The organism is Streptomyces sp. AMJ-169, from assembly GCF_055597585.1.
This window is the reverse complement of record NZ_JBVLTJ010000003.1, coordinates 155,987-177,714: the sequence shown is the minus strand read 5'-3', so window position 1 is coordinate 177,714 and position 21,728 is coordinate 155,987. Positions and strand designations below refer to the sequence as shown.

Annotated in this window: 11 protein-coding genes; 5 read left to right on the top strand and 6 right to left on the bottom strand. The window is 72.7% G+C overall.

Going from position 1 to position 21,728, the window contains the following annotated elements:
* Positions 1 to 4: 4 nt before the first annotated feature.
* Together ACYUD3_RS09060 and ACYUD3_RS09055 are read left to right on the top strand one after the other, a co-directional pair.
* Complete coding sequence (locus ACYUD3_RS09060; protein WP_470966439.1) at positions 5 to 1,453, top strand: coproporphyrinogen-III oxidase family protein; 1,449 nt, start codon at positions 5 to 7, stop codon at positions 1,451 to 1,453.
* A gap of 16 nt (positions 1,454 to 1,469) precedes the next feature.
* On the top strand, positions 1,470 to 2,234 hold the full coding sequence (locus ACYUD3_RS09055) for a 3-oxoacyl-ACP reductase family protein (RefSeq protein ID WP_470966436.1): 765 nt from the start codon (positions 1,470 to 1,472) through the stop codon (positions 2,232 to 2,234).
* Positions 2,235 to 2,237: 3 nt separating this feature from the next.
* On the opposite strand, the gene ACYUD3_RS09050 is transcribed toward ACYUD3_RS09055, so the two are convergent.
* Positions 2,238 to 3,095: an acyl-CoA thioesterase gene (locus ACYUD3_RS09050; RefSeq protein ID WP_470966434.1), complete on the bottom strand. Its 858-nt coding sequence runs from the start codon at positions 3,093 to 3,095 to the stop codon at positions 2,238 to 2,240.
* Positions 3,096 to 3,232: 137 nt separating this feature from the next.
* On the opposite strand from ACYUD3_RS09050, the gene ACYUD3_RS09045 reads away from it, so the two are divergent.
* Positions 3,233 to 5,425, top strand: coding sequence for an MMPL family transporter (locus ACYUD3_RS09045; RefSeq protein ID WP_470966432.1), 2,193 nt, complete (start codon positions 3,233 to 3,235; stop codon positions 5,423 to 5,425).
* Positions 5,426 to 5,528: 103 nt separating this feature from the next.
* Positions 5,529 to 6,353 carry an SDR family oxidoreductase gene (locus tag ACYUD3_RS09040; protein ID WP_470966429.1) on the top strand — a complete coding sequence of 275 codons (825 nt, stop codon included), beginning with the start codon at positions 5,529 to 5,531 and terminating at the stop codon, positions 6,351 to 6,353.
* A gap of 134 nt (positions 6,354 to 6,487) precedes the next feature.
* Here the strand turns inward: ACYUD3_RS09040 and ACYUD3_RS09035 are convergent, their stop codons facing one another.
* Both ACYUD3_RS09035 and ACYUD3_RS09030 read right to left on the bottom strand, forming a co-directional pair.
* Positions 6,488 to 12,028, bottom strand: coding sequence for an SDR family oxidoreductase (locus tag ACYUD3_RS09035; protein WP_470966427.1), 5,541 nt, complete (start codon positions 12,026 to 12,028; stop codon positions 6,488 to 6,490).
* The gene (locus tag ACYUD3_RS09030; RefSeq protein WP_470966425.1) at positions 12,025 to 13,374 is read right to left on the bottom strand and encodes an acyltransferase domain-containing protein; all 1,350 of its coding nucleotides are present in this window, start codon (positions 13,372 to 13,374) and stop codon (positions 12,025 to 12,027) included. Before ACYUD3_RS09030 ends, ACYUD3_RS09035 begins: the two co-directional genes overlap by 4 nt.
* 298 nt (positions 13,375 to 13,672) lie before the next feature.
* On the opposite strand from ACYUD3_RS09030, the gene ACYUD3_RS09025 reads away from it, so the two are divergent.
* On the top strand, positions 13,673 to 14,713 hold the full coding sequence (locus ACYUD3_RS09025; protein WP_470966423.1) for an alpha/beta fold hydrolase: 1,041 nt from the start codon (positions 13,673 to 13,675) through the stop codon (positions 14,711 to 14,713).
* Positions 14,714 to 14,984: 271 nt separating this feature from the next.
* On the opposite strand, the gene ACYUD3_RS09020 is transcribed toward ACYUD3_RS09025, so the two are convergent.
* From ACYUD3_RS09020 to ACYUD3_RS09010, 3 genes are all read right to left on the bottom strand, one after another.
* On the bottom strand, positions 14,985 to 15,908 hold the full coding sequence (locus ACYUD3_RS09020; RefSeq protein WP_470966420.1) for a hypothetical protein: 924 nt from the start codon (positions 15,906 to 15,908) through the stop codon (positions 14,985 to 14,987).
* Positions 15,909 to 17,884: 1,976 nt separating this feature from the next.
* Positions 17,885 to 19,474, bottom strand: a complete 1,590-nt coding sequence (locus ACYUD3_RS09015; RefSeq protein ID WP_470966418.1) for a type 1 periplasmic-binding domain-containing protein — start codon at positions 19,472 to 19,474, stop codon at positions 17,885 to 17,887.
* A 4-nt stretch (positions 19,475 to 19,478) separates the two neighbouring features.
* On the bottom strand, positions 19,479 to 21,632 hold the full coding sequence (locus ACYUD3_RS09010; protein WP_470966416.1) for a hypothetical protein: 2,154 nt from the start codon (positions 21,630 to 21,632) through the stop codon (positions 19,479 to 19,481).
* Between the last annotated feature and the right edge of the window lie 96 nt (positions 21,633 to 21,728).

Here is a 21,728-nt window from a genome sequence, read left to right as displayed (position 1 = left end):
GGAAGTGCCAACGACCGTGTTGAGCACCGACTACGTCAACGACTACCTGGACAGCCATCTGGCCGAACGCCAGGTCAACAAGATCCAGCACGGCTTTCCGTCACCGAGGTTCTGGGACGAACGCACCGTCCCCCTCGACGAGATCGGCGAGGACCGCCGCCAACTCAGCGCGACATTCGGCAAGTCACCCGTCTTCCTGTACGTCGGCGTCCCGTACTGCATCAAGACCGACCCCGGCAAATGCGGCTACTGCCTGTTCCCCGTCGAGGAGTTCCAGGGCAACGCCGCGCTGGAGAACTACTACGGCTACGTCGAACGCGAAGCCGAGATGTACCGCGAGCAGATGGAGGGCGCCGTCCTCGCCGGGGCCTACTTCGGCGGCGGCACCTCCAACCTGTACAAGGCGCCCGTCTACCACCGCCTGATGGACATGGCCCGCGGCCTCTTCAGCGAGATCTCCCCGCAGGCCGACCTCACCCTCGAAGGCATCCCGCAACTGTTCACCCGGGAGAAGATGGAGGCCATCCGCGACTCCGGGATGAACCGCATCAGCATGGGCGTCCAGCAGGTCAACGAACACCTCAACAGCCTCAGCGGACGCAAGCAGACCACCAAACACGTCATCCAAAGCCTGGAGTGGGCAAGGGAGTTGGGCCTCGCCGCCAACGTCGACATCATCTTCGGCTGGCCCCAGCAGACCGTCGACACCATGCTGGAGGACCTGGAGACCCTCGTCTCCTGGGACGTCTACGACATCACCCACTACGAACTCAACGTCGGCGGCCCCACCGACTTCGCCCTCAACCGCTTCCACGAACTCCCCAGCACCCTCGCCAACTTGGAGATGTACCGGGCCGGCCGGGACTTCCTCCTCGACCGCGGCTACGAGCAGTTGTCCACGTACAACTTCCGCCGCCCCGGCGACCCGGTGACCCGCGACTTCCGCGAGGGCTACGTCCCGCGCTTCGAGCACATGGACACCCTCGGCCTCGGCTACGCGGCCATCACCTTCTTCGGCAACCCCGCCCTCGCGCCCGGCCGTTCCTGGTCGTTCATCAACCAGCGCAACCTCGCCCAGTACAAGGCGGACGTCGACGCCGGCCGCTTCCCCGTCGAACGCGGCTACCGGCACACCCCCGACGACTGGCTGACGATGCTGCTCTTCCGCAGCCTCATCAGCACCCAGGTCGACCTCGCCCAGTACCGGGCCGCGTTCGGCCTCGACGTGTACGAGAAGTACGCGACCATCTGGGACGCCCTCGCCGCACGCGGCTACGCCGACCTCACCCCCGAACGCATACAACTCGTGGGCGACGGCGCCTTCTACGCCCCCATGTTCTCCGCGCTGCTCGCCGAGGAGCGCTACCGGGAGCTGCGGGAGGAGGCGGCGCGGCGCAAGAAGGACGCACGGCGGGGGGTGGCGCTGCCGACGCCAGGGGTGGGCAGTGGCTGAGGAGGGCCTTGGGGGCGTGGATTCCGGGGGCCTGCCTTTGGCGGGCCGCGGGATGATCGTCACCGGCGGCTCCCGGGGCATCGGCGCGGCCGTCGTACGGCTGGCTGTCGCCCAGGGCGCGGACGTCGTCCTCGGCTACCGCAGCGAGGAGAAACGCGCCCGCGATCTCGCCGACGAGCTGAACTCGGCGCATCCCGGGCGGACTTGTACGCCGCTGTACGTCGACGTCGCCGACCCGGCCGAGGCGCGGCGGTTCGCCACCGCGGCGCTAGGCCGGCTCGGCCGGTTCGACGTGCTCGTCAACAACGCCGGCATCACCCGCGACACCCTCTTCGCCCGTATGACGCACGAGCAGTGGCGCGACGTCATCGGCACCGACCTCGACAGCATGTACACGGTGACCAGACCCCTGCTGCTCCCGCTGGTCAAGCAGCGCGGCGGCGCCATCGTCAACATCACCTCCTCGGCGGGGCTGCACGGGACCCCCGGCCAGACCGCCTACTCGGCCGCCAAAGCCGGGATCGTCGGCTTCACCAAGGCGCTCGCCAAGGAGGTCGGCTCCCGGGGCGTCACCGTCAACGCCGTCGCCCCGGGGCTCGTCGAGACGGACATGACGGACGCGATCTCGCCGGAGCGGGCCGAGTTCCTCAAGTCCCTCATTCCGGGGCATGAGTTCGGCACCGCCGAGGATGTCGCGCATCTGGTCTGTTTCCTCGCGTCCGAGCGGGCGCGGTACATCACGGGGCAGACCATCGAGATCTCCGGGGGGCTGGTGCTGTGAGCCCTATGCCCTGCGGATTCTGATCAGCCCCTCCTGGGCCAGGCTCGCCACCAACTCACCACCGCTGGTGAAGACTTGGCCCAGGACCAGCCCCCGCCCCTCGGAGGCCGCCGGCGTCTCCAGGGCGCACAGCAGCCAGTCGTCCGCACGGAAGGGACGATGCAGCCACACCGTGTAGTCGACGCTCCAGCCGCTCGCGTCGAACCAGGACACACCGTGCCGGACCAGGACGGTGTCCAGCATCGTGACGTCACATACGTATATGAGCAGGCAGGCGTGCAACAGCCGTGCGTTCTCGGGGAGTTCGGCTTCGGCCCGGGGGAGTTCGGCCTTGACTCGGACCCACACCGCCGTCCGCGCCGACGCGAGCGAGCGGTCCTTCGCCACCTCGAAGCTGAGCGGCCCCGCGAACCGCAGCTCGTACGGCTTGCCCAGCGGCTCGACCACCGCGCCGAACGCCTCGCTCAACCGCTCCTCGTACCCCGCGAGCCCCTGCGGGCCCGGCACGTCCGGCATCGGGTCCTGATGGTCGAGCCCCGGCTCGGCGCGGTGGAAGGACGCGGTCAGCGCGAACACCTCGCGCCCGTCCTGGAGCGCCCGCACCCGCCGGGTCGCGAAGGCGGCGCTGTCCCGCACCCGGTCCACCTCATAGGTGAAGGGCGCGCCCGGCCGCGCGGGCCGGACGAAGAAACAGTGCGCGGAGTGCGGGAACAGCTCGGCGCGGACGCTGCGCCCGGCGGCGGCCAGCGCCTGGGCGGCGAGGTGGCCGCCGTACACGGGGGACGACGGCTCGGGCGGTGGGGCGCCCAGGAAGCGGTCGTCGGCCAGGGCGTCGAGGTCCAGCAGCTTCAGCAGGTCCATGCAGCCACCACTCCGCTCAGGGACGGCCAGTATCGCCGCCCCGGGGCCCGCGCTCAATCGAACAGGTCCGCGGCGGCGCGGGGCGGGTGCATCATGGCCGTGCGCCCGACCGCACCGCAGGACCGGGAGGTCCCGTCATGCCCGAGGTCCTGTACAGACGACGGGTCGCCGTGCTGTGGGCGAGCGCCGTCGTCCTCGTCCTGGCCGCACTCGGCGGTCTCGGCGTGGAACACCGGCTCATGCACGGCGGGTTCGCCGACCCGGGCTCGGAGTCGTCGCGCGCGGCACGTCTGGTCGCCGAGCATTTCCCGGCCGCCGGGGGCGACTTGGTCCTGGTGGTGAGCGGCGCGGGACCGGTCGACACGCTGAGTTCGCAAGGCGTCGCGCTGACCCGGCGGGCGGCCGGCTCGCCGGGGGTGCTGGCCGCGACCTCGTACTGGACCGCCGGGCACCCGCCCAACCTCCGCTCCCGGGACGGCCGTTGGGGGCTGATCACGCTCTCGCTGCGCGGCGGCGAGGACCAGCAGGCGCGGACGGCGCAGAAGCTGGTCCCCGCGCTGCGGGCGCACGCGGACGGGCTGACGGTGATGGCCGCCGGACCCGCGCAGGTACAGGTGGAGGTCGGCCAACGCACCACGCACGACCTGCTGTTGGCCGAGGCGATCTCCACGCCCGTCACCCTCGTCCTGCTCCTGCTGATCTTCGGCGGGGCGGTCGCCGCGACCCTCCCGCTGGTCATCGGCCTGCTGTCGATCCTGGTGAGCCGGGCCGTCCTCAACGCCCTCGCGGGCGTGGTCTCGGTGTCGGTGTACTCGATGAACTCGACCACAGCGCTGGGACTTGGGCTCGGTATCGACTACAGCCTCTTCATCCTGGCCCGTTTTCGGGAGGAGTTGCGCGAGGGCGTGAGCGTCCGCGAGGCGCTGGGCCCCACGGTCCGCACGGCCGGCCGGACCGTCGCCTTCTCCGGCCTCACCGTCGCCCTGTCCCTGGTCGCCCTCCTCGTCTTCCCCCAGTTCTTCCTGCGCTCCTTCGCCTACGGCGGCATCGTGGTCGTCCTCTCCGCGGCGGCCGGCGCGGTCTTCGTCCTGCCCGCGCTGCTGGCGGTCCTGGGGCACCGGGTCAACCGGTACGACGTGTTCGCCCGGCTGCGGGGGAGCGGCAAGTCGGCCTTGGAGGAGGGCCGTTGGTACCGTTTCGCGACGGCCGTGATGCGCCGGCCCCTCCTCTACGGCGGCGGGGTCGTCCTGCTGCTGGCGGTTCTCGCGTCCCCGTTCAGCCGGGTCAGCCCGGGCCTGTTCGACGACCGCTCCCTGCCCGCCGACTCCCAAGTCCACCGCGCCACACAGCTGTTGAGGGAACGGTTCGACGACGATGTGCTGCGGACGCTGCCGGTGGTGGCCGAGGGGGGCCGGGCCGGGCCGTACGCGCTCGCGCTGTCGGAGGTGGCCGGGGTGAGCAAAGTGACGGCGGCGAGCGGGACTTACGTGGACGGGGTCCGGGTCGCGGCGGGTTCCCCTGCGCTCGTGAACGGTGACCGTGCGCTGTTCCAGGTCGTCTCCGGGGTCGAGCAGGACTCCGGGGCGGGGACCCGGCTGGTGTCGCGGCTGCGGGCGGTCGCGTCGCCGGAGGGGGTGCGGGTGTCGGTGGGCGGGCAGGCGGCCGAGGTCAAGGACAGCACGGCGGCCATCGGGCGGGCGACGCCGGCCGCCATCGGGATCGTCGTCGGGGCGTCGCTGGTCCTGCTGTTCCTGTTCACCGGGAGCGTCCTCATGCCGGTCAAGGCGCTGGCCCTCAACACCCTCAGTCTCACCGCCACGTTCGGGGCGATGGTGTTCGTCTTCCAGGAGGGGCATCTGTCGTTCCTCGTGGGCAGCCCGCCGCACACCGGCACGCTCGACGCGACGATCCCCATCCTCACGTTCTGCGTGGCCTTCGGGCTGTCCATGGACTACGAGGTGTTCCTGTTGTCGCGCATCCGGGAGCGGTATCTGCTGACCGGGGACAATCGGGAGTCGGTGGCGTACGGGTTGCAGCGGACGGGGCGGATCATCACCGCGGCGGCGCTGTTGGTGGCGGTCGTGCTGTTCGTGTTCGCGATCTCCGGGGTGACTCTGCTGAAACTGCTGGGAGTTGGGCTTGCTTTGGCGGTGCTGCTTGATGCGACGCTGGTGCGGGCGGTGCTGGTGCCGTCGTTCATGAGGCTTGCGGGGCGGGCGAATTGGTGGGCGCCGGGGGTGTTGCGGAGGGTGCACGAGAGGGTGGGGTTGCGGGAGGGGGGGTCTGGAGGGGAGGGGGTTTCTCAAGGGGAGGGGGCGGCTCGGCCGTGATCCGGGTGCGGCGCGCCGCCGGGAGTGGCGGACTTGATCTCAAGAGGGGTTGAGGTTCTAGCGTGACCGCGTGAGCGATCGGCGAGCAGAAGGGGGGATCCGCGTGATCCTTGTGACCGGTGCGACCGGGAACATCGGGCGGGCGCTGTTGCGGCAGCTGGACGGCGGAGCGGTGCGGGCGCTGACGCGGGATCTGGGGCGGGCCTCGTTCCCGGCGGGAGTCGACGCCGTGGAAGGTGATCTCGCGCGGGTGGAGTCGGTCAAGTCCGCGCTGGCGGGCGTGCGTTCGCTGTTCCTGCTGTCCGGCGGGGGCATGACGGCGGAGGTGCTGGCGGCGGCCCGGGAGGCGGGCGTCCAGCAGGTCGTCCTGGTGTCCACGATCACCGTCGCGACCCATCCGCACCTCCCCGGCGCGGTGAGCAGCGCGGCGGCCGAGGAACTCGTCAAGGACAGCGGCCTGGAGTGGACGGTGCTGAGGCCGACCCAGTTCGCCTCCAACACCCTGTGGTGGTCGGGATCGATCCGCGAACGGGGCGTCGTACGCGCGCCCTACGCCGACATCGGGCTCCCGACGATCCACCCCGCCGACATCGCCTCGGTGGCGCGGGCGGTGCTGACCGGGCCGGGACACCAGGGACGGACGTACCCCCTGACCGGCCCGGAACGGATCACCCCCCGACAGCAGACCGAAGCTCTCGGGGCGGCTCTGGGGCGGGAGTTGGAGTTCGTGGAGATCGAACGGGCGGAGGCGTACCGGGAGTTGGCGCCCCTCCTCGGGGGCGCGACCGCCGATGCCGTGCTCGATCTGACGGGCGGGGATGTGAACGAGGGGCTGCTGGAGGTGCATGACACGGTGTCCCGGCTCACCGGGGGGTCGGGGCGGACGTATCGGGAGTGGGCGGAGGAGAACCGGGGGGTGTTCGGTTAGGGGGGGCTGAGGGGTGCCGCGTGGTCGGGGACGTAGGTCTGGAGGGCGCGCGGCGGGCGTTCGTGGCCGGTGGACGGGGGCGGGCAGCTCGACGGCCTCCCCGTAGACCCGTGCAGCCGCCCGCGGTGGAAGAGTCAGGCGCCGAGGTCGACCGTCCCCACCTCGTACACCTCCAGCCCCTCGAACGACAGCACTACCTCCCCCGCTGCCGTCGTGGCGGTGTAGACGCCGGTGGGGCGGTGTTCGGTGAGGAGGAGGCCCTTTGGGTGGGTGAGGTCGGTGCCTTGGCGGTGGATCGACAGGCGGGTCAGGGCTGTCGGGGCGCTTACCGGGGCGGTGCGGGTGCCGGGTGGGCGTAGGGCGTGGGTGCGGGCGAGGGCGTCGATGAGGAGGGCCGGGAGGTGCATGCGGCCGTAGAACTCGGGGTCGGGGGGAGTGCGGGGGAGCCAGCGGCTGCGGCCTCCCGCCGGGGTGACGGTGTGGTCGGTGGTGTTGACGAACGCGCCGGTCAGGGGGATGGGGCTCGTCGGGGCGAAGTAGGGGTCCAGGGCCGGTTCCGAGGGGAGATCGGGCGGGAGCGGCGGCGGCTCCGGGTGCGCCGACAGGTGGACGTCCGCCGTCGTGTGCAGCGAATCCCGCGCCAGGACGCTGCCGTCCTTCGCGTACGTGTCGGACGTGACGACCACCCGCACCCGGCCCGGCGCGGTCAGCGTCGCCCGGACGCGGTGGCGTACGGGGCCCCCGGGGCGGACGCGGATGAAACGGTGGAAGCGGACGCCGGTCACGGCATCGGGCACCTCCCCGGGCGCGAGCGCGGCGGCGGCCTCCGCGAGGAGGGCGAGGACGAGGGTGGCGGGGAGGGTGGGGAGACCGCCTACCGGGTGTTCGGCGACGAAGTGCTGATGGCGGTCGGTGAACAGCAGGTCCCACTCCGCGACCCCGACCCCCCGGAAACGCGGCGTACCGAGGAACGCCCCTGCGGGCGCGGCGAGTTGACCCCCTTCGGCCAGCACCGGCAGCACCGGCGCCATGAACCTCCGCTCCGCCTCCCCGATCTGCACGACCCCCGGCAGCCACGCCCGGGGCCGCCGCAGCAGCCGCGCGAAATCGGCGCCGCCCTCGGCATCGGTGACCGCCGACAGATGCTCCATCCGCTGCACGGCCTTCCCCAGCATCTCCCGCGACGCCATCCCGCTCTGCGCCCACATCGTCCACGCGATCGTGAACTCCTCCCGCCCACCGGCGGCTTGACGCGCGGCGGCCCCCAGAAAGTCGTTCGCCGCCGCGTAGTCGACCTCCCCGGGCAGCCCCACGACCCCGGTGATCGAACCGAAGTTGCACCACTCCCGCACGGTCAACTCATCGAAAGCGGCCCGCAGTCGGTGATACCCGTACAGCTTGACGTCCCGGATGCGCCGGAAGTCCGCGAGCGGCTTCGCGGACAACTCGCGGGCCTGGTGCAGCCCGGCCGCGTTGACGAGCAGGTCCACGACGGGATGGACGGCCCCGATCCGCCCGGCCGCCTCCCGAACCTGCGCCGCGTCCGTGACGTCCGCCCGCAGATACCGCACCCGCTCCGCCCCGCACAACTCCCGCAACCGCTCCAGCGTCTGCCACGTCTCCCGCGCGCTTTCCGCCCGCTCGAACCCGCGCACGGCCTCGGCGACCGGCACCCCGCACTCCAGCTCGGCCGCGATGAACTCCCGCCGGGACACGGCCACTTGAGGCGCGGGCTCCCCTGATCCGATCAGCCACAGATACGGACGGCACCTGCGCGCCAGACCGGTCAGCAGCGCCGCGGTGATCCCGCGCCCTCCGCCGACGGCCACGACGACACTGTCGGGCGCCAACTCCGGTGCCCTGTCAGCCGAAAGCTCGGCCGGCAGCTCCGCCGGAGTCAGTGTCTCGGTGTGGAGGAGCCCGTGCCGGACGAACGAGACGGGGATCTCCGGGCGGGCCCGGGAGAGCGCGCCGATCCGCTCCAGCGCCTCGACCGGCCCCTCGTCAGTGGTCAGCGCGTGCACCCACGCCCCCGGCAGATCCCACATCGCGCTCTTGGCCATACCGGTGAAGAGCGCGCCGTGCGGATGCGGGGAGCCGAGGATCACGAACACCGCTGAACCGGCGTCGCGTTGAAGGACTCCGGCCGAGTCGCGCAGGGCGAGGAAGGCCGCCTCCTGGGTGTCGATGAGGCGCTGGGCGGGGGGAGTTGGCCAAGGGGAGCTGTCCGGGCGTACGAACACCCTTAAATGGCTGGGGTGTTGGGCCCGCCGCAGGAGTTCGGCGATCGCCTCCTCGGTGATCGGGGAGGGCAGCCGGACGTCCGCCGGGGCGGTGGGGTCGGTGCAGGCCACAGTCGCCTGGGCGGCGGTGAGTTGGGGGCCGAGGCGGTCGATGAGGTGAGGGTCGTCGGTGATGACCAGACAGCCCTGGGGGAGGGGGGCGACGGGCGGGGAGGGGCGGAGGGACTGGCGGGCGGGGTCGGCGGTCGGTTCGAAACGCAGGAGCTGGTAATGGGGTTGGGGGCGGGGCTGGGGCTGGGGTTGAGGCTGAGGCTGGGGCTGGGGGCGGGCGTCCGTAGGGCCCGGTTTCTCCGTGAGGTCTTCCCGCGAGACCTGGACCGCGCCCGCCCGCCCGACCCCTTCCGCCAGCACCCCGACGACATCACCGGCCCCGCCCAGACACCGCCCGCCCGCCGGCTCCCCCCACCCCCCGAACTCCGGTACGGAGAACGCGATTTGCCAGCCGTACGCCGCAGCCGCCTCCCGTGTCGTCACCGCCAGCAGCACACCCCCCTCCGCCATGGCCTCGTCCCCGACCCCGAAGACCGCCCCGCAGCCCGGCGCGGTGTCGCCGTGGACGCCGATCAGGAGCGCCAGCGGGCAGTCCCGGTCGCGGAGGTACTGGGCCACGACGTCCAGCGCCGCGCGGCCCGAACCGACGCACAGGGAAGGGCCGTTGAGCCCGTACCGATTGGCGACGCGCCCCGCGATCACGTTGGGCAGCAGCCCCGGAAGGGAGTCCTCGCTGGCGGGTGAGACCCGGTCGGCGAGCGTCTTGCGGAACGACCGCCACCACGCGGAACCGTCGAGCCCCGAGTGGTCGAGGAGGTCGGCGTAGCAGCGGGCGGACAGTTCGCGGGAGAGCCGTACGGGACCGCCGTGGGCGACCACGACGGCCGTGTCCCGGGCCGCCTGCTGCCACAACGGGCCCAGTCTGTCGACGAGTTGGAGGGCCATGAGCTGGGTGCGGTCGGTTCCGCGCACTGTCTTCGGCGGCATCGGCACCGGGGGCGCCAGGGGTTCGTCGCCGAAGGAGCGCGGCCCCGTCCCCGCGCGTAGCGCGGCCAGCGCCGTCGCCGAGTCGGGGCAGCCGGGAGCGAGGGCGCTCCAGCCGACGACGACCAGGGGACTGTCGTCCCGCGCGGCCGGCCGGGTGCGCGGCACGGGGCGGTCGGTCAGGACCTGGTGCGCGTTGGCGCCCCCGAAGCCGAACGCCGACACCCCCACCCGGCGCGCGCGATGTTCGGCACGCGGCAGCGGGCGGGGTACGAGCGGGACGGTGATCCCGTGCGGCAGTCCGCCCGGCAGCGGAGTCTCGAACGCGGCCTGGGCGGGCACGAGTTCATGCCGCAGCCCGAGTACGGCATGCACGACGGAGACCAGCCCGCCGGCCCAACCCCCGTGTCCCGTCACCGACTTGTTGCCGCTGCACACCAGCGGCCGGCCCCTGAACGCAGCGGCGAGAGCGTCGAGTTCGGCGCGGTCGCCGGCCGGGGTGCCCGTGCCGTGGCCCACCACCCAGTCCACGTGCGCCGACCTGCCGTGCGCCCGCTCCAGCGCGAGCCGCTGCCCGGCGGCGGCCGGCGTGTAGATGCCCTTGCCCCGGCCGTCCGACGAAGCCCCGAACTCCCCGAGTACCGCGAGGACTTGATCCCCGTCCCGCTCCGCGTCCGGCAGCCGCTTCAGCGCGACGGCGGCCACCGCGTCCCCGAACAGCGTCCCGTCCGCCCGCCCGTCGTACGCCCGCACGGCCCCGCGCCGGCTCAGTCCGGTCACCTTCGAGAACAGCACCAAGTACCGCACCGTGCACATCGAGAGACCGACGGCCAGCGCCAGGTCCGTCCGCCCGTCCCGCAGCGCACGCGCGGCGAAGTCCAGCGCGTACAGCCCCGAGGCGCACGCCGCGTCCAGCGTCACACACTCCGCCTCCGCCGCCACCAGCCCGGCGGCGGCCCGGCGCAGCAGGGGTTCGGGGAGCCAGGCGGCGGGGTCCTCGTGCGCGTGCGGGAGGGCCGCGTCGATCCGGTCCAGGTCGGCGGCGGGCGCGCCGTCCGCCAGCAGCGAGCGCAGGCCGCTCTCCTCCATCTCCAGCGTTCCGTCGGCCCAGGCCGCGAAGGTGAGCAGCGCCCGTCCGGTGTCCTGCTGCCGCACTCCGTCGAGCGACTGCGCCATCGCGTGCCGCAGCCACTGTTCGATGGGGCGCGTGACGGTGCCGTCGGTGGCCCGGGGGTGCAGCCGGGGGGCGTGGATCACTCCGGCGAGCGGCGTGTACGTCCGGTCCCGCGCCGAGGGGTCCGGGTCGAGGAAGTGGCGCATGGGGTAGCGGACGGACTGGTCGCGGAAGGCGGGGGCGCCGGTCGAGAGGGCTTGCCAGAATTCCTGCGGGGAGTTGGCGGAGGGGAGGAGGAGGCCGGTGCCGATGAGGGCGATGGGAGGTTCGGGGCGGGGGGAGGGGGAAGGGTGTCGGGGGTGAACTGGTGCTGGGGTGCGGGGAGTTGACGGCGGCGGGGCGGGGGTCGCTTCTGAAACCGGCGTCGCTTTCGAGGCCGGCGTAGCCTCCGAGGCCGGCGTAGCCTCCGGGATCGGCGTGACTTTCGCGGCCGACGCGACCGGCTCCGCGCGATGCAACCCCGCCCCCGTCCCCAACCCCCCGTCCGCGTACACCGTCTGCCCCGTCACGAACCCCGCCTCCTCGCTCGCCAGCAGCACCACCAGCCGCGCCAGATCGGCCTCCGTGGGCAGCCGCCCCCACGGCGTCGCCGCCCGCACGGCCGCCTTCATCCGCTCCGCGTCCGGGAAGAGACCGGCGACGCGGCTGTCCATGACCTGGCAGGCGGCGACGTTCACCCGGACCCGGTGCGGGGCGAAGGCGACCGCGAGATAACGGCTCAGACTCTCCATCGCGGCCTTGGCGGTGCCGACGACGCCGTAGTCCGGCAGGACCTGCCGGGCGCCGTGACTGGAGAGGTTGACGACACACCCGCCGCCCGGCGCGGCCGACAGCAACGGCAGCGCGGCGAGGCAGCAGCGCCGTACGCCGTGCAGATTCAGCGCGAAGGTGCGCTCCCAGTCGTCGTCGGTCAGCTGCTCCAGGGGCAGGAAGGCGCCGCGCGCCGCGTTGTTGACGAGGACGTCGAGACGGCCGTACGCGTCCGCCACGCGGGCGAACATCTCGCGGATCTGCTCGGGTTTCGCGACGGAGGCGTGCGCGACCTCGGCGGACAGGCCGCGTTCCCGTAAGGAGTCGACCAGTTCCCCGGCGGCGGTGAGGCTGTGGAAACAGTTGACGACGACATGCGCGCCGCGCGCCGCGAACTCCTCCGTGACGGCCCGCCCGACCCCGCGCGCCCCGCCGGTGACCAGCACGACCTTCCCCGCGAACGCCCCCGTCACCGCAGCTCCAGCAGGAGTCCGGCGACCTTCTCCAGGGTCGTGTACGTCGTGACGCGCACTGGGCCCTGCGGCCGGGGCAGCCCGTACCGTTCCCGCGCCCGGGCGAACAGCTCGATCTGCTTGACGGAGTCGACGGCGAGGTCGGCTTCCAGGTCGGCGTCGGGGGCCATGACGGCGAGCGGGTATTCGAGGGCTTCGGCGTAGAGCTGGCGTAGTTCTTCTATGAGGGTGGTGAGGTTGGGGAGAGGGGGTGGGGTGAGGGGGGTGCGGGCCGCGCCGGGTTCTTTGCTGCCGCCGGGCTCCTGGACCGTATCGGGCCGCTGAGCCTCGTCGGACTTCTTGGTCTCGCGGGGCTCGCGGGGCTGGTGGATCGTACCGGGCCCTTGGGGCACATCCGACTCCAGCGCGGCCCGTATCCGCTCCACCCCACCCCGCGTCCGCAGCGGAGCGACCACCCGCGCCCCGGGCAGATTCTGTGCGACGAGGTCCGACAGGATCCCCTTCGCCCCCGCCTCCACGAACCGTGAGAAGCCCTGCCCGTACAGCGCGCACACCGACTGGCGGAACCCGACGGGCAGCAGCAGATGATCGACGAGCGCGGCCCGGACGTCCTCGCCGCGCTCGTAGAACCCGCCGTTGACCGCCGAATACACGGGCACCCCGGGCACCCGCACCGCCACACCGTCCACGGCCCGGCGGAAACTCTCCGCGACCGGGGCCAGCAGCGGACTGTGGAAGGGGTACGCGGACCGCAGCCGGAAGCAGCGGACGTCCAGCGCGTCGAGCACCCCGACCAGCCGATCCAGCTCGGCCTCAGGTCCGCTGACGACGCTCTGCCGGGGCGCGTTGTCGGCGGCGACCCGGGTCCGCACCAGCCCGCACCCCCGCAGCAGCTCCCCCACCCGCCCGGCCCCCAGCTCGACGGCGTACATCCCGCCCGCCGCGGCCGCCTCCCGCAGCGCGACGTCCCGCGCGCACAGCAGCCGCGCCCCCTCCGCGACGTCGAACGCCCCCGCGGCGGTCAGCGCGGCCAGCTCCCCCACGCTGTGCCCCAGCAGCACATCGGCCTCGACCCCGAGCCGCCCGCCGAGCACGGCCCACAGCGCGACAGACGTCCCGTAGATCGCCAAGTGCAGTCGCTCCGGGGCCTGTTCGACGAGTACGTCCGCGCCGGCCGCGTCGGCGTCGGTGAGCAGCGGACCCACCGCCCCGAACCCCGCGCCGCGCGCCGCGTCGTCCACGGCCGCGAGGACGTCGGAGACCTCTCTGAGGTGGGCCAGCTCCATGAGCGCGCCGGGGAGGTACGCCCCCTGGCCCGGAAAGACGACGACCGTTCGCTCACCCATGCCCGCTCCTGCCGACGGCGACGATGACCGGAGCCAGGTTCGACGGCCACGCCGTGCGCGGGGGAGGGCGCCAAGGGTGGCGCGAGAAGCGCCGCGAGGCCGTTCACGCCACGGCGAAGTGCGCTGGCGCCGGCTGGTGTCGGGCTGGTGTCGGGCTGGCGTCGATGGGGGCCGAGTCCGTGGCCGGCGGGAAAGGGGCGATCTTTTCGTCACCGTCTTGACCGGTGACGCGCTCCATGGAACGCTCGGTGCCTGGAAGTTGGAGCACCCTGGCGTACTTACTTACGGAGTGACGCGGATGATCGGCAGGCGTACTTTCCATGAGGTCCTCGCGTTCGGTGTGGGCGGCGTAGCGCTGGCGGGGGCGCAGACTGTGGCGGCGGCTACCTCAAGCACGGCCGCCGCTGCGAAGACGGCTTCCCCTGAACCGGCCTCCGCCTTCACCCACTTCAAACAGATCAAGGCCGGCGCCCTGGACATCGGTTACGCCGAACTCGGTCCCGCTCGCGGTCCGGTGGCGCTTCTTCTGCACGGTTGGCCCTATGACGTGCGCAGTTACGTCGATGTCGCCCCGCTCCTCGCCGCCGAGGGGTATCGCGTGATCGTCCCCTATCTGCGGGGGCACGGTACGACCCGTTTCCTCTCCGACCGCGCCGCCCGCAACGGTCAGCAGTCCGCGATCGCCGCCGATGTCGTCGCGTTGATGGACGCGCTGCGGATCGAGAAGGCGGTGCTGGCCGGGTTCGACTGGGGGTCGCGGTCCGCCGGGATCGTCGCCGCGCTCTGGCCGGAGCGGTGCAAGGCGCTGGTGGCGGTGGGCGGTTACCTCGTCGTCAACCGTGAGGCCAACCTGAAGCCGCTGGCGCCGGCCGTCGAGCACAACTGGTGGTACCAGTACTACTTCGCCACCGAACGCGGCCGGCTCGCCATGGAGGACAGGGAACTCCGCCGCGAACTCACCCGGTTCGTCTGGAACACCGTCTCCCCGACCTGGGACTTCGACGACGCCACCTTCGCCCGCACCGCCGCCGCCTTCGACAACCCCGACTACCCGGCCGTCGTCATCCACAACTACCGCTGGCGGCTGAGCCTCGCCGAGGGCGAGCCCCGCTACGACGCCCTGGAACAGCGGCTCGCCGCGCGCCCGGTCATCGGCGTCCCGACCATCACCCTCGACCCCGACCGGGACCCCTTCACCGCACCGGGCGCCGGGGCGTCGTACCGCGATCGGTTCACGGGGGTGTACGAGCATCGCATCCTGACCGGCGTCGGCCACAACGTCCCGCAGGAGGCGCCGGAGGCGTTTGCGCGGGCGGTTGTTGATGTGGATCGCTTCTGAATCGGCGTGAGCGGGGCTGGTATGGGCGGGGGCGGTACGGCGGGATCGGTGCGGGTGGCAGCGGCGTGGGCGGAAGCGGTGTCAGCGGAACTGGCGTGAGTGGGACCGGCGCGGGTGGCAGCGGTGTGAGTGGAAGTGGCGCGGGTGGGACCGGCGTGAGCGGGGGCGGTGTCAGCGGAACTGGCGTGAGCGGAACTGGCGTGAGCGGAAGCGGCGTGAGCGGAACCGGCGCCCGGAACTGGCGCGAGTGGAAGCGGCACCAGCGGTATGGTCACCGGTCGGAAAGGTGACGCCTGCTGCGGATGCGCCCGTGTCTGTGCCCGGCCGAGCTTCTGTCCGGTATTCCCGGCCGGGTCCGGCGTATCCATCGCAGCAGCCATGCGCGGGCGGTTCGGACGACGTAGGCGGTTCGGGTGACGGCGGCTTGGACGGCTCGCGCAGCGTGGGCTGCTCGGGTGGCTCGGGCTGTGCGGGTGCCACGGGTGCCACGGGTGCTATGGGCGGCTCGGGCAGCTTGGGTGGCTCGCGCAGTGTAGGCAGCTCGGGTGGCTTGGACGGCTCGGGTGGCGGCGGCTTGGACGGCGCGGGCAGCTCGGGCAGCTGGAACGGTTCGGGCGGCTCGGGCAGTTGGAACGGCTCGGGCGACTTGGGTGGCTCGGGCGGCGTCAGCCACCCGGCCCTCGTCGAGCCGGCACCAGGCCATCAGGACCAGCGGATAGACCAGATACCCGAAACGCGTCGCCGGCATCAGGCACATCGCGAGCCCCAGCCCGAGCGCCAGCCGGTCCGCCGCCGCACGCACCGTACGCGGTCGCCGGACGAGCAAGGACACGGCGATCACCACCGCGCTCAGCACCAGCGCGCCGACGGCGATCGCCCGGCCGCCGGGGACGTGTGCCGCCAGCAGATACCCCGGCAGCGGACTCGCCGCCGGAGAGTGCGCCCCGCCCGCGCCCAGCGGGAAGAGGACCACCTGTTCGTAGAAGGCGTGCGGCTGTACGACCGCCGCCGGCAGCACCGCAGCCCCGGCCACCAGCAGCGCCGTCCACCCCGCCCGCACGGCCGCCCGCCGGCCCCTGGTCATCGCCACCAGCACTAGCGTCACCGGCAGCAATGGCCACGCCGTCCACTTCAGCGCAGCCGCCGCGCCCATGGCCAGCCCGGCGGCTGTGCCTGAGCTGCGCCTAGCCGCCATCCCCGATCCGCGCCCGGCTGCCGTTCCCGAGCCGTGCCCGGTCGCCCTGCCTGAGCTGAGTCCGGCTGCTGTGCCCGAGCTGTGCCCAGCCGTTGTGCCCGAGTCGTGCCCGGGCGTCGTGCCCGAGTCGCGTCCGGCTGCCGTCCCCGAGTCGTGTCTGCTCGCCGTCTCCGAGCTGCGTCCGGCTGCTCTCTCCGAGCTGCGTCCGGTCGCCGCCCCCGAGCCGTGCCCAGCCTCCTTGCCCGAGCCGCGTCCGGCTGCCGTCCCCGAGCCGCGCCCAGCTGCCCTCTCCGAGCCGCGCCCAGCTGCCCTCTCCGAGCCGCGTCCGGTCGGCGTTCCCGAGTCGCTTCCGGCCAAGGCACCGCGTTCGGCCGCCGTCCCCGATCCGCGTCCGGCCAGAGCCAGCGCGAGACACATCAGCCCGATGACGGGGAGATCGACGCCACCGACCGCGAGAGGGAGGGCCACCGCGGGGAAGGCGGCGAGGAGGAGAGGGGTTCTTATGGCCGACGGGGGCGGTCCCGTAGGGGAGGAGGGCGTTCCTGTGAACACCGGAGTCGGTTCAGCGAGCCGTTCAGCTGAGGATGGCGTTTCCCTGTGCACCCGGGTTGTTCCAGCAAGCCCTCCGGTCGGAGTGGGCGTTCCTCTGCGTACCGAGGTCGGTCCAGCGGGCCGTTCAGCTGGGGACGGCGTTCCCCTGCGCACCCGGTTCGGTCCAGCAACCCTTCCGGTCGGAGCGGGCGTTCCTCTGCGTACCGAGGTCGGACCAGCGGGCCGTTCAGCCGGGGACGGCGTTCCCTTGAGCCCCCGGGGTGGCCCAGCAAACCCTCCAGCCAAGGCAGGCGTTCCCCCGCGCACCGAAGTCTCTCCAGCAAGCCCTCCAACCGAGGAGAGCGTTCCCGCAAGTGCGGGGCCCGTTCCCGTGGCCGTGCGCCCTCCCGTGGCCGTACGTCCCGACACCCCCCGCGCCGCCAGCCCCAGGCACCCCACAAACACCGCCGCGAACCAGAGCCGCGCGTCCCCGAGCGGGCCGGGGCCCAGCAGGGCGTGGGGGAGGCCGAAGAGGGCCATGCCAGGCAGATACGGGTTGTAGTCCTGGACCTCGGCCGGCTGCTGGACGTACGGACTGCCGCTGCCCAGCAGCAGACTCCCCGCGTGCTCGACGACCTTCACCTCGGACTGCGCGCCGCCCGTCAGCAGCAGGACCGCGAGGGGCAGGACGACGGCCCCGGCGAGGCCCGCTAGCAGGCTCGGCCGGCTCCACGGGGACGCCGTACGGTGCGCCGCGACGGCGGCGAGCGTGTAGCCGAGGCCGGCGCAGACTCCCCAGACCCGGTGGGTGGGGAGGGTCGTCAGGGCGGCGAGTCCGAACGCGAACGCCGCGCACGCCCACCAGTACAGCAAGCCCCAGCGGGGGGAGGCGGCCGGAACGGTTGCCCGGGCGGGCGGGGCGGCGAGCAACTGGCTGGACATCGTGCGGACTCCTGAAGCAGGGGAAAGCCTGCCTCTAATCTCCCGTCACACCCAGTGACCCCACCTCGGCCGAACGGCCAGACTCCAGCGCCCGCCCCCCGGCCGCAGTCAGCCGAATGACCGACCCCGCCGCCAAGACCACCGCATCCAGCCGACCCCCACCGCCACGATCGCCGCATCCAGCCGGCCCCTGCCGCCGGGACCACCGCATCCAGCCGGACTCTGCCGCCACGATCGCCGCATCCAGCCGGCCCTCGCCGCCGGGACCACCACATCCAGCCGGACCCCGCCGCCACGCTCACCGCATCCAGCCCCACCCGCCGGAGAAGAACCCACAGCCGGGACACCCCGATGCCACCGGCCGTCCCTTCCGCCCCGCCAGCCACCCCTCCCGTCGGCCGTTATCCCTCCTCCAGCCACCCCTCCCGCCAGCCGCCACCCCTCCTCCAGCCACCACTTCCGCCAGCCGTCCCCCCTCCACCAACCACCACCTCCCCCAACCATCAATCCCGCCGAACCCGCCCAGGTATCACGCAATTGCCCGGCTGCCCCCCACCCTCAGGCCAAGCCAGCCCAAGGAACTGAAGCCGCTTGTCGGCGGTCTGTGTCGGATCCAGCTGGACCACCGAGAGCGGTTTGTCGTAGGGATTGCCGGTCGTGGTCAGGCAGATGAGGCCGCTGGTGCCCGCCACCCGGTGCTGGGACTGCAACTGCGGCCACTCGGCGCGGAGATCGTCCAGGCTGGGCACCTTGGCGGTGTCCGAGGTCTGTAGCTCGTGCAGGGCGTCGCCGATGGTGACCATGCCGTCGTAGACGAGCATCGTCCGGGAGTCCGTCAGGTCCGGGGCGGGCTTCTTGGCGTACCGCTCCTTGATCAGGGCCCGCAGGCCGGACAGCGCGTCCGCGGGCTCGGTGAGGTACTGAGGTGGGGTCGTCGCCTTGGGGTGGGCCGCGTGCCAGCGGGCCAGTTCGGTGCTCCAGGCGTCCGGGTGCGCCGGCGCGGTGTACTGCACGGTCACCTTGGCCTTGCCGTCCTCCCCGCGCAGCGCCGCCCAGTCGTCCTCCGTCATGTACTGCTGGAGGGTGGCGGCGTTGGCGCCGCTGATGACGGTGAAGGACTTGCCGGCGCAGCGCAGGGCGGCGAGTTGCAGGGCGAACAGCTTCAGGTGCAGCGCGCGCCCCGCGAAGTAGACGGTGTCGGCGGCGCTGACGCAGATGTTGCCGGTGATCTGCTGGAACAGGCTGCCGGTCGACCCCGGGTCGTTGATGTCGGGGGAGACGAAGGGCATCGCGTCGGGGTCGTCCGGTCCCTTGAGGCCGCTGAAGGCCTGGGCCAGGGACTGGTCGTAGCTGTCGGGGCGGGTGTCGTAGACCAGGACCGCCTTGCGGCCCGACTGGTGGCGGTCGCGGTAGAAGTTCGACAGCGCCCGCGCGGAGTCGCCGTTGGTCGGGATGATCCTGGCCAGGCCGGGGAACGCCAGAGGCGCGGTGACGTCGGTGCGGTCCTTGTTGGCGATGTCGTCCGCGGTGATCCAGGAGGCGAGCACCGACACCTTGTTGCTGTTGTTCGTCAACCGCGCGACGGCGTCCTTGGTCTTGGGCAGGCTCAGGTTGAAGCCTGTCACGACCCGCAGGTTGTCCTTGGGGCCGGTCATGGCCAGCAGGGTGTCCACGACCTCGGACTGCCGCTCGTAGTTGCGCCCGGGGTTGGCGAGCACCAGTCTGATCTTCGGCAGGACGCCTTCCTTCCGGTTGGCCTCCGCCTGCCCCAGATAAGCCCCCTGGAGATCGCTGCGTGTCCACCGCCGCGCGGCCTTGTCGTCCGTCTGGAGCGGCAGCATCATCGCGACCGTCACATGGGGCTGCCGCGCGATCCGCGCGTTCTCCTCGCCGATGTCCTTCGCCACGTCGGTGATCTCCGGGGTGCCGAAGTCGTAGCCGTCCCCGTTGACGCCGACGCACTCCTTGCCGATCCGCTCGACCCCCTCGGCGCAGGTGTCCGGCCGCCGGACCCACGACCACACGAACACCCCCGTGACCACGAGCGCCGCAGCCGCCAGCAGCGCGCAGAGGAGCTTCTTCCACCGGGCCACCTGGTCACCCCCTTCGTCCGGACGGATCGGTGCAGCCGCACCGCAGCAAGGGCTGCTCGTTCTCGGCCAGCCGCGTCCACTCGATGGCCGTCCGGCCGAACTGCCCGGCACCCTCGAAATCCATGATCGTCAGCCGTTCCAGCAGCGTGGACAGGGTCTGCGCGCTCTCCCTGCGGGCCGGTCTGGTCCGCTCCTCGCGCAGCCACACGGCGTGCAGCAGCTGGGCGACGATCCGGCGCAGCGGCGGCCCCTCCGCCACGATCAGCCCCTCGGCCCGCGCCCGGCGGTCGTCCGTACCACCGGGATACGGCGCCTGCGCGATCTCCAGCAGCTCCGCGCACCACTCCTGAGGCCGGCCCGGCAGCACGGCGGTCAGATGGTCGACGACGTCGTCCACGCCCCCGGACACCAGCTGGTGGTTCCAGCGGTGCGCCCCCGCGGAGCGGAACGCCCTGCCCGTCCCCTCGTGCGCCGGCCGCCCCGCGTAGTGCCGGCGCAGCAGCTCGTGGTCCTCCTGCCAGGCGGCGCCGCCCGGACGCAGCCGGTACAGCCGGTGCACCAGCAGCTGACGCAGCCCGAAGTCCCCGATGAAGTGCCGCTCGCACAGGGGCCAGCCGGCGTCGGTGAGGTAGTCCGTGACGTGATGCGCCGTCAACTGGTGCACACGCTCGGCCTGATGGTGGTGCAGCAGGACGTCCGCGCACTCGGTGTCGTGCGCCACCGACAGATGGGTGAGCAGGTCGAGCCACTGCTCGTGGTGCGCGGCCGGGAGGCGTACCGGCAACTGGTCCAGGATCAGCTCCCGGAGCAGGATCTCCGCCACCGGACGCTCGTCCCCGGCGCCCGCGAGGCGCAGCGGGGCGTCCAGCAGGGCGCGGTCGTTGGCGCCCGGCGGCAGCGGGAAACCGGCGGCAGCGGCGGCGAGCCGGATCGCCACGTGCGGCCGCCCGCCGCTGAGCCGGTCCACGGTGGCGCCGGTACGGCCCCGGTGCGCGCCGCCCTCCGCCGCCGTCCGCAGCCGCCGGCCCGTCTCCTCGCGGATCTGGTCGTGCGTGAGCAGCGGCATCCGCAGCAGGAGCACACCGTCGGCCAGCGGGGTCCGTTCCGGGTCCGGGGCCGGCCGCCGCGTCCAGGTGGCCGGGAAGCCGTCGGCGGGCCGGAACTCCGCCGGACACGTCACCGTCCTGGGCAGCAGCCCGCCGTAGAGGAAGGCGCCGCCGTCCGAGCGGCGCGCGGTGGCCACGATCACCACGCGGTCGCGCTCGCCGTCGCGGCGGTCGGTGAGGACGGCGGACAGCAGCTGCCGGCCCAGCGGGGTGTCGGCGTGGTCCAGCAGCAGCACGGGACGGCCGACCCGGGACAGCCAGCCCAGGGCGCTCGTGTACTGCGCCTCCAGGTCCGCGCGCAGCGCCCGGAAGAGGAAGCGTTCCGCCTGCTCCCGCTCCTCCTCGCTGCCCCGGCGGAAGTCGGCGGCGAGGTCGTGCAGCCCCTGCCGGGGCTGTCCGCCCACACCGGGGTAGGCGCCGTAGATCCGGGCCAGCCGGGTCTCCTCGCGCGGGGCGACGTCGGCGAAGAGCGCGTCGATGAGGGCACCGGCCACGGCGTTCGCCAGCGGGTCGAGGGTCTGCGCGGCCAGCGTCTGCGACAGGTTGCGGCCGGCCCCGCGCAGCACGCCCCGCCAGAAAGCGCGCGTGAACAGCCTTGACCCCGGCTCCAGTTGGTCCTCGTACCGTCTCACCTCGTCCGCCACCGCCTCGGGGGTGCCGCCCGAGACGCCCGTCGCGATCACCGCGAGGCCCACGACGAACCGGGGGAACGCGAACGAGCCGCCCGGGCCCCGCCAGCCGCTCAGCTGCCGGGCGGCCTCGAACAGCAGCTCGGTCGCCGCCGAACGGGCGTCCGGCTCCGCCCGCGCCAGGTCCGCGTACTCCGCCGACCCGCAGTCGAGCCGGACCACCGGCACCTTGGACCCGAACCGGCCGCGCAACTCCCGCAGCAGCCGCGCCTTCCCCATGCCCGGACCGCCCGTCAGCAGCACCACCGGCAGATCGCCGCCGTACAGCGGCTTGCGGGCGGCGCCCGACGGCGACCGCCCGAACAAGCACCCGAAGAAGCCGTCCTCGGCGAGGAGCTTCTCGAAGCCCAGATCCTCACTCACGCATCCCCCATGACTGCCGGCCCGCCCCGCAGGGCGGACGACCGTTCGCGGCGCATGGAGAATAGGGGAGCGAAAGGGGCGCTGTCCCGACAACAG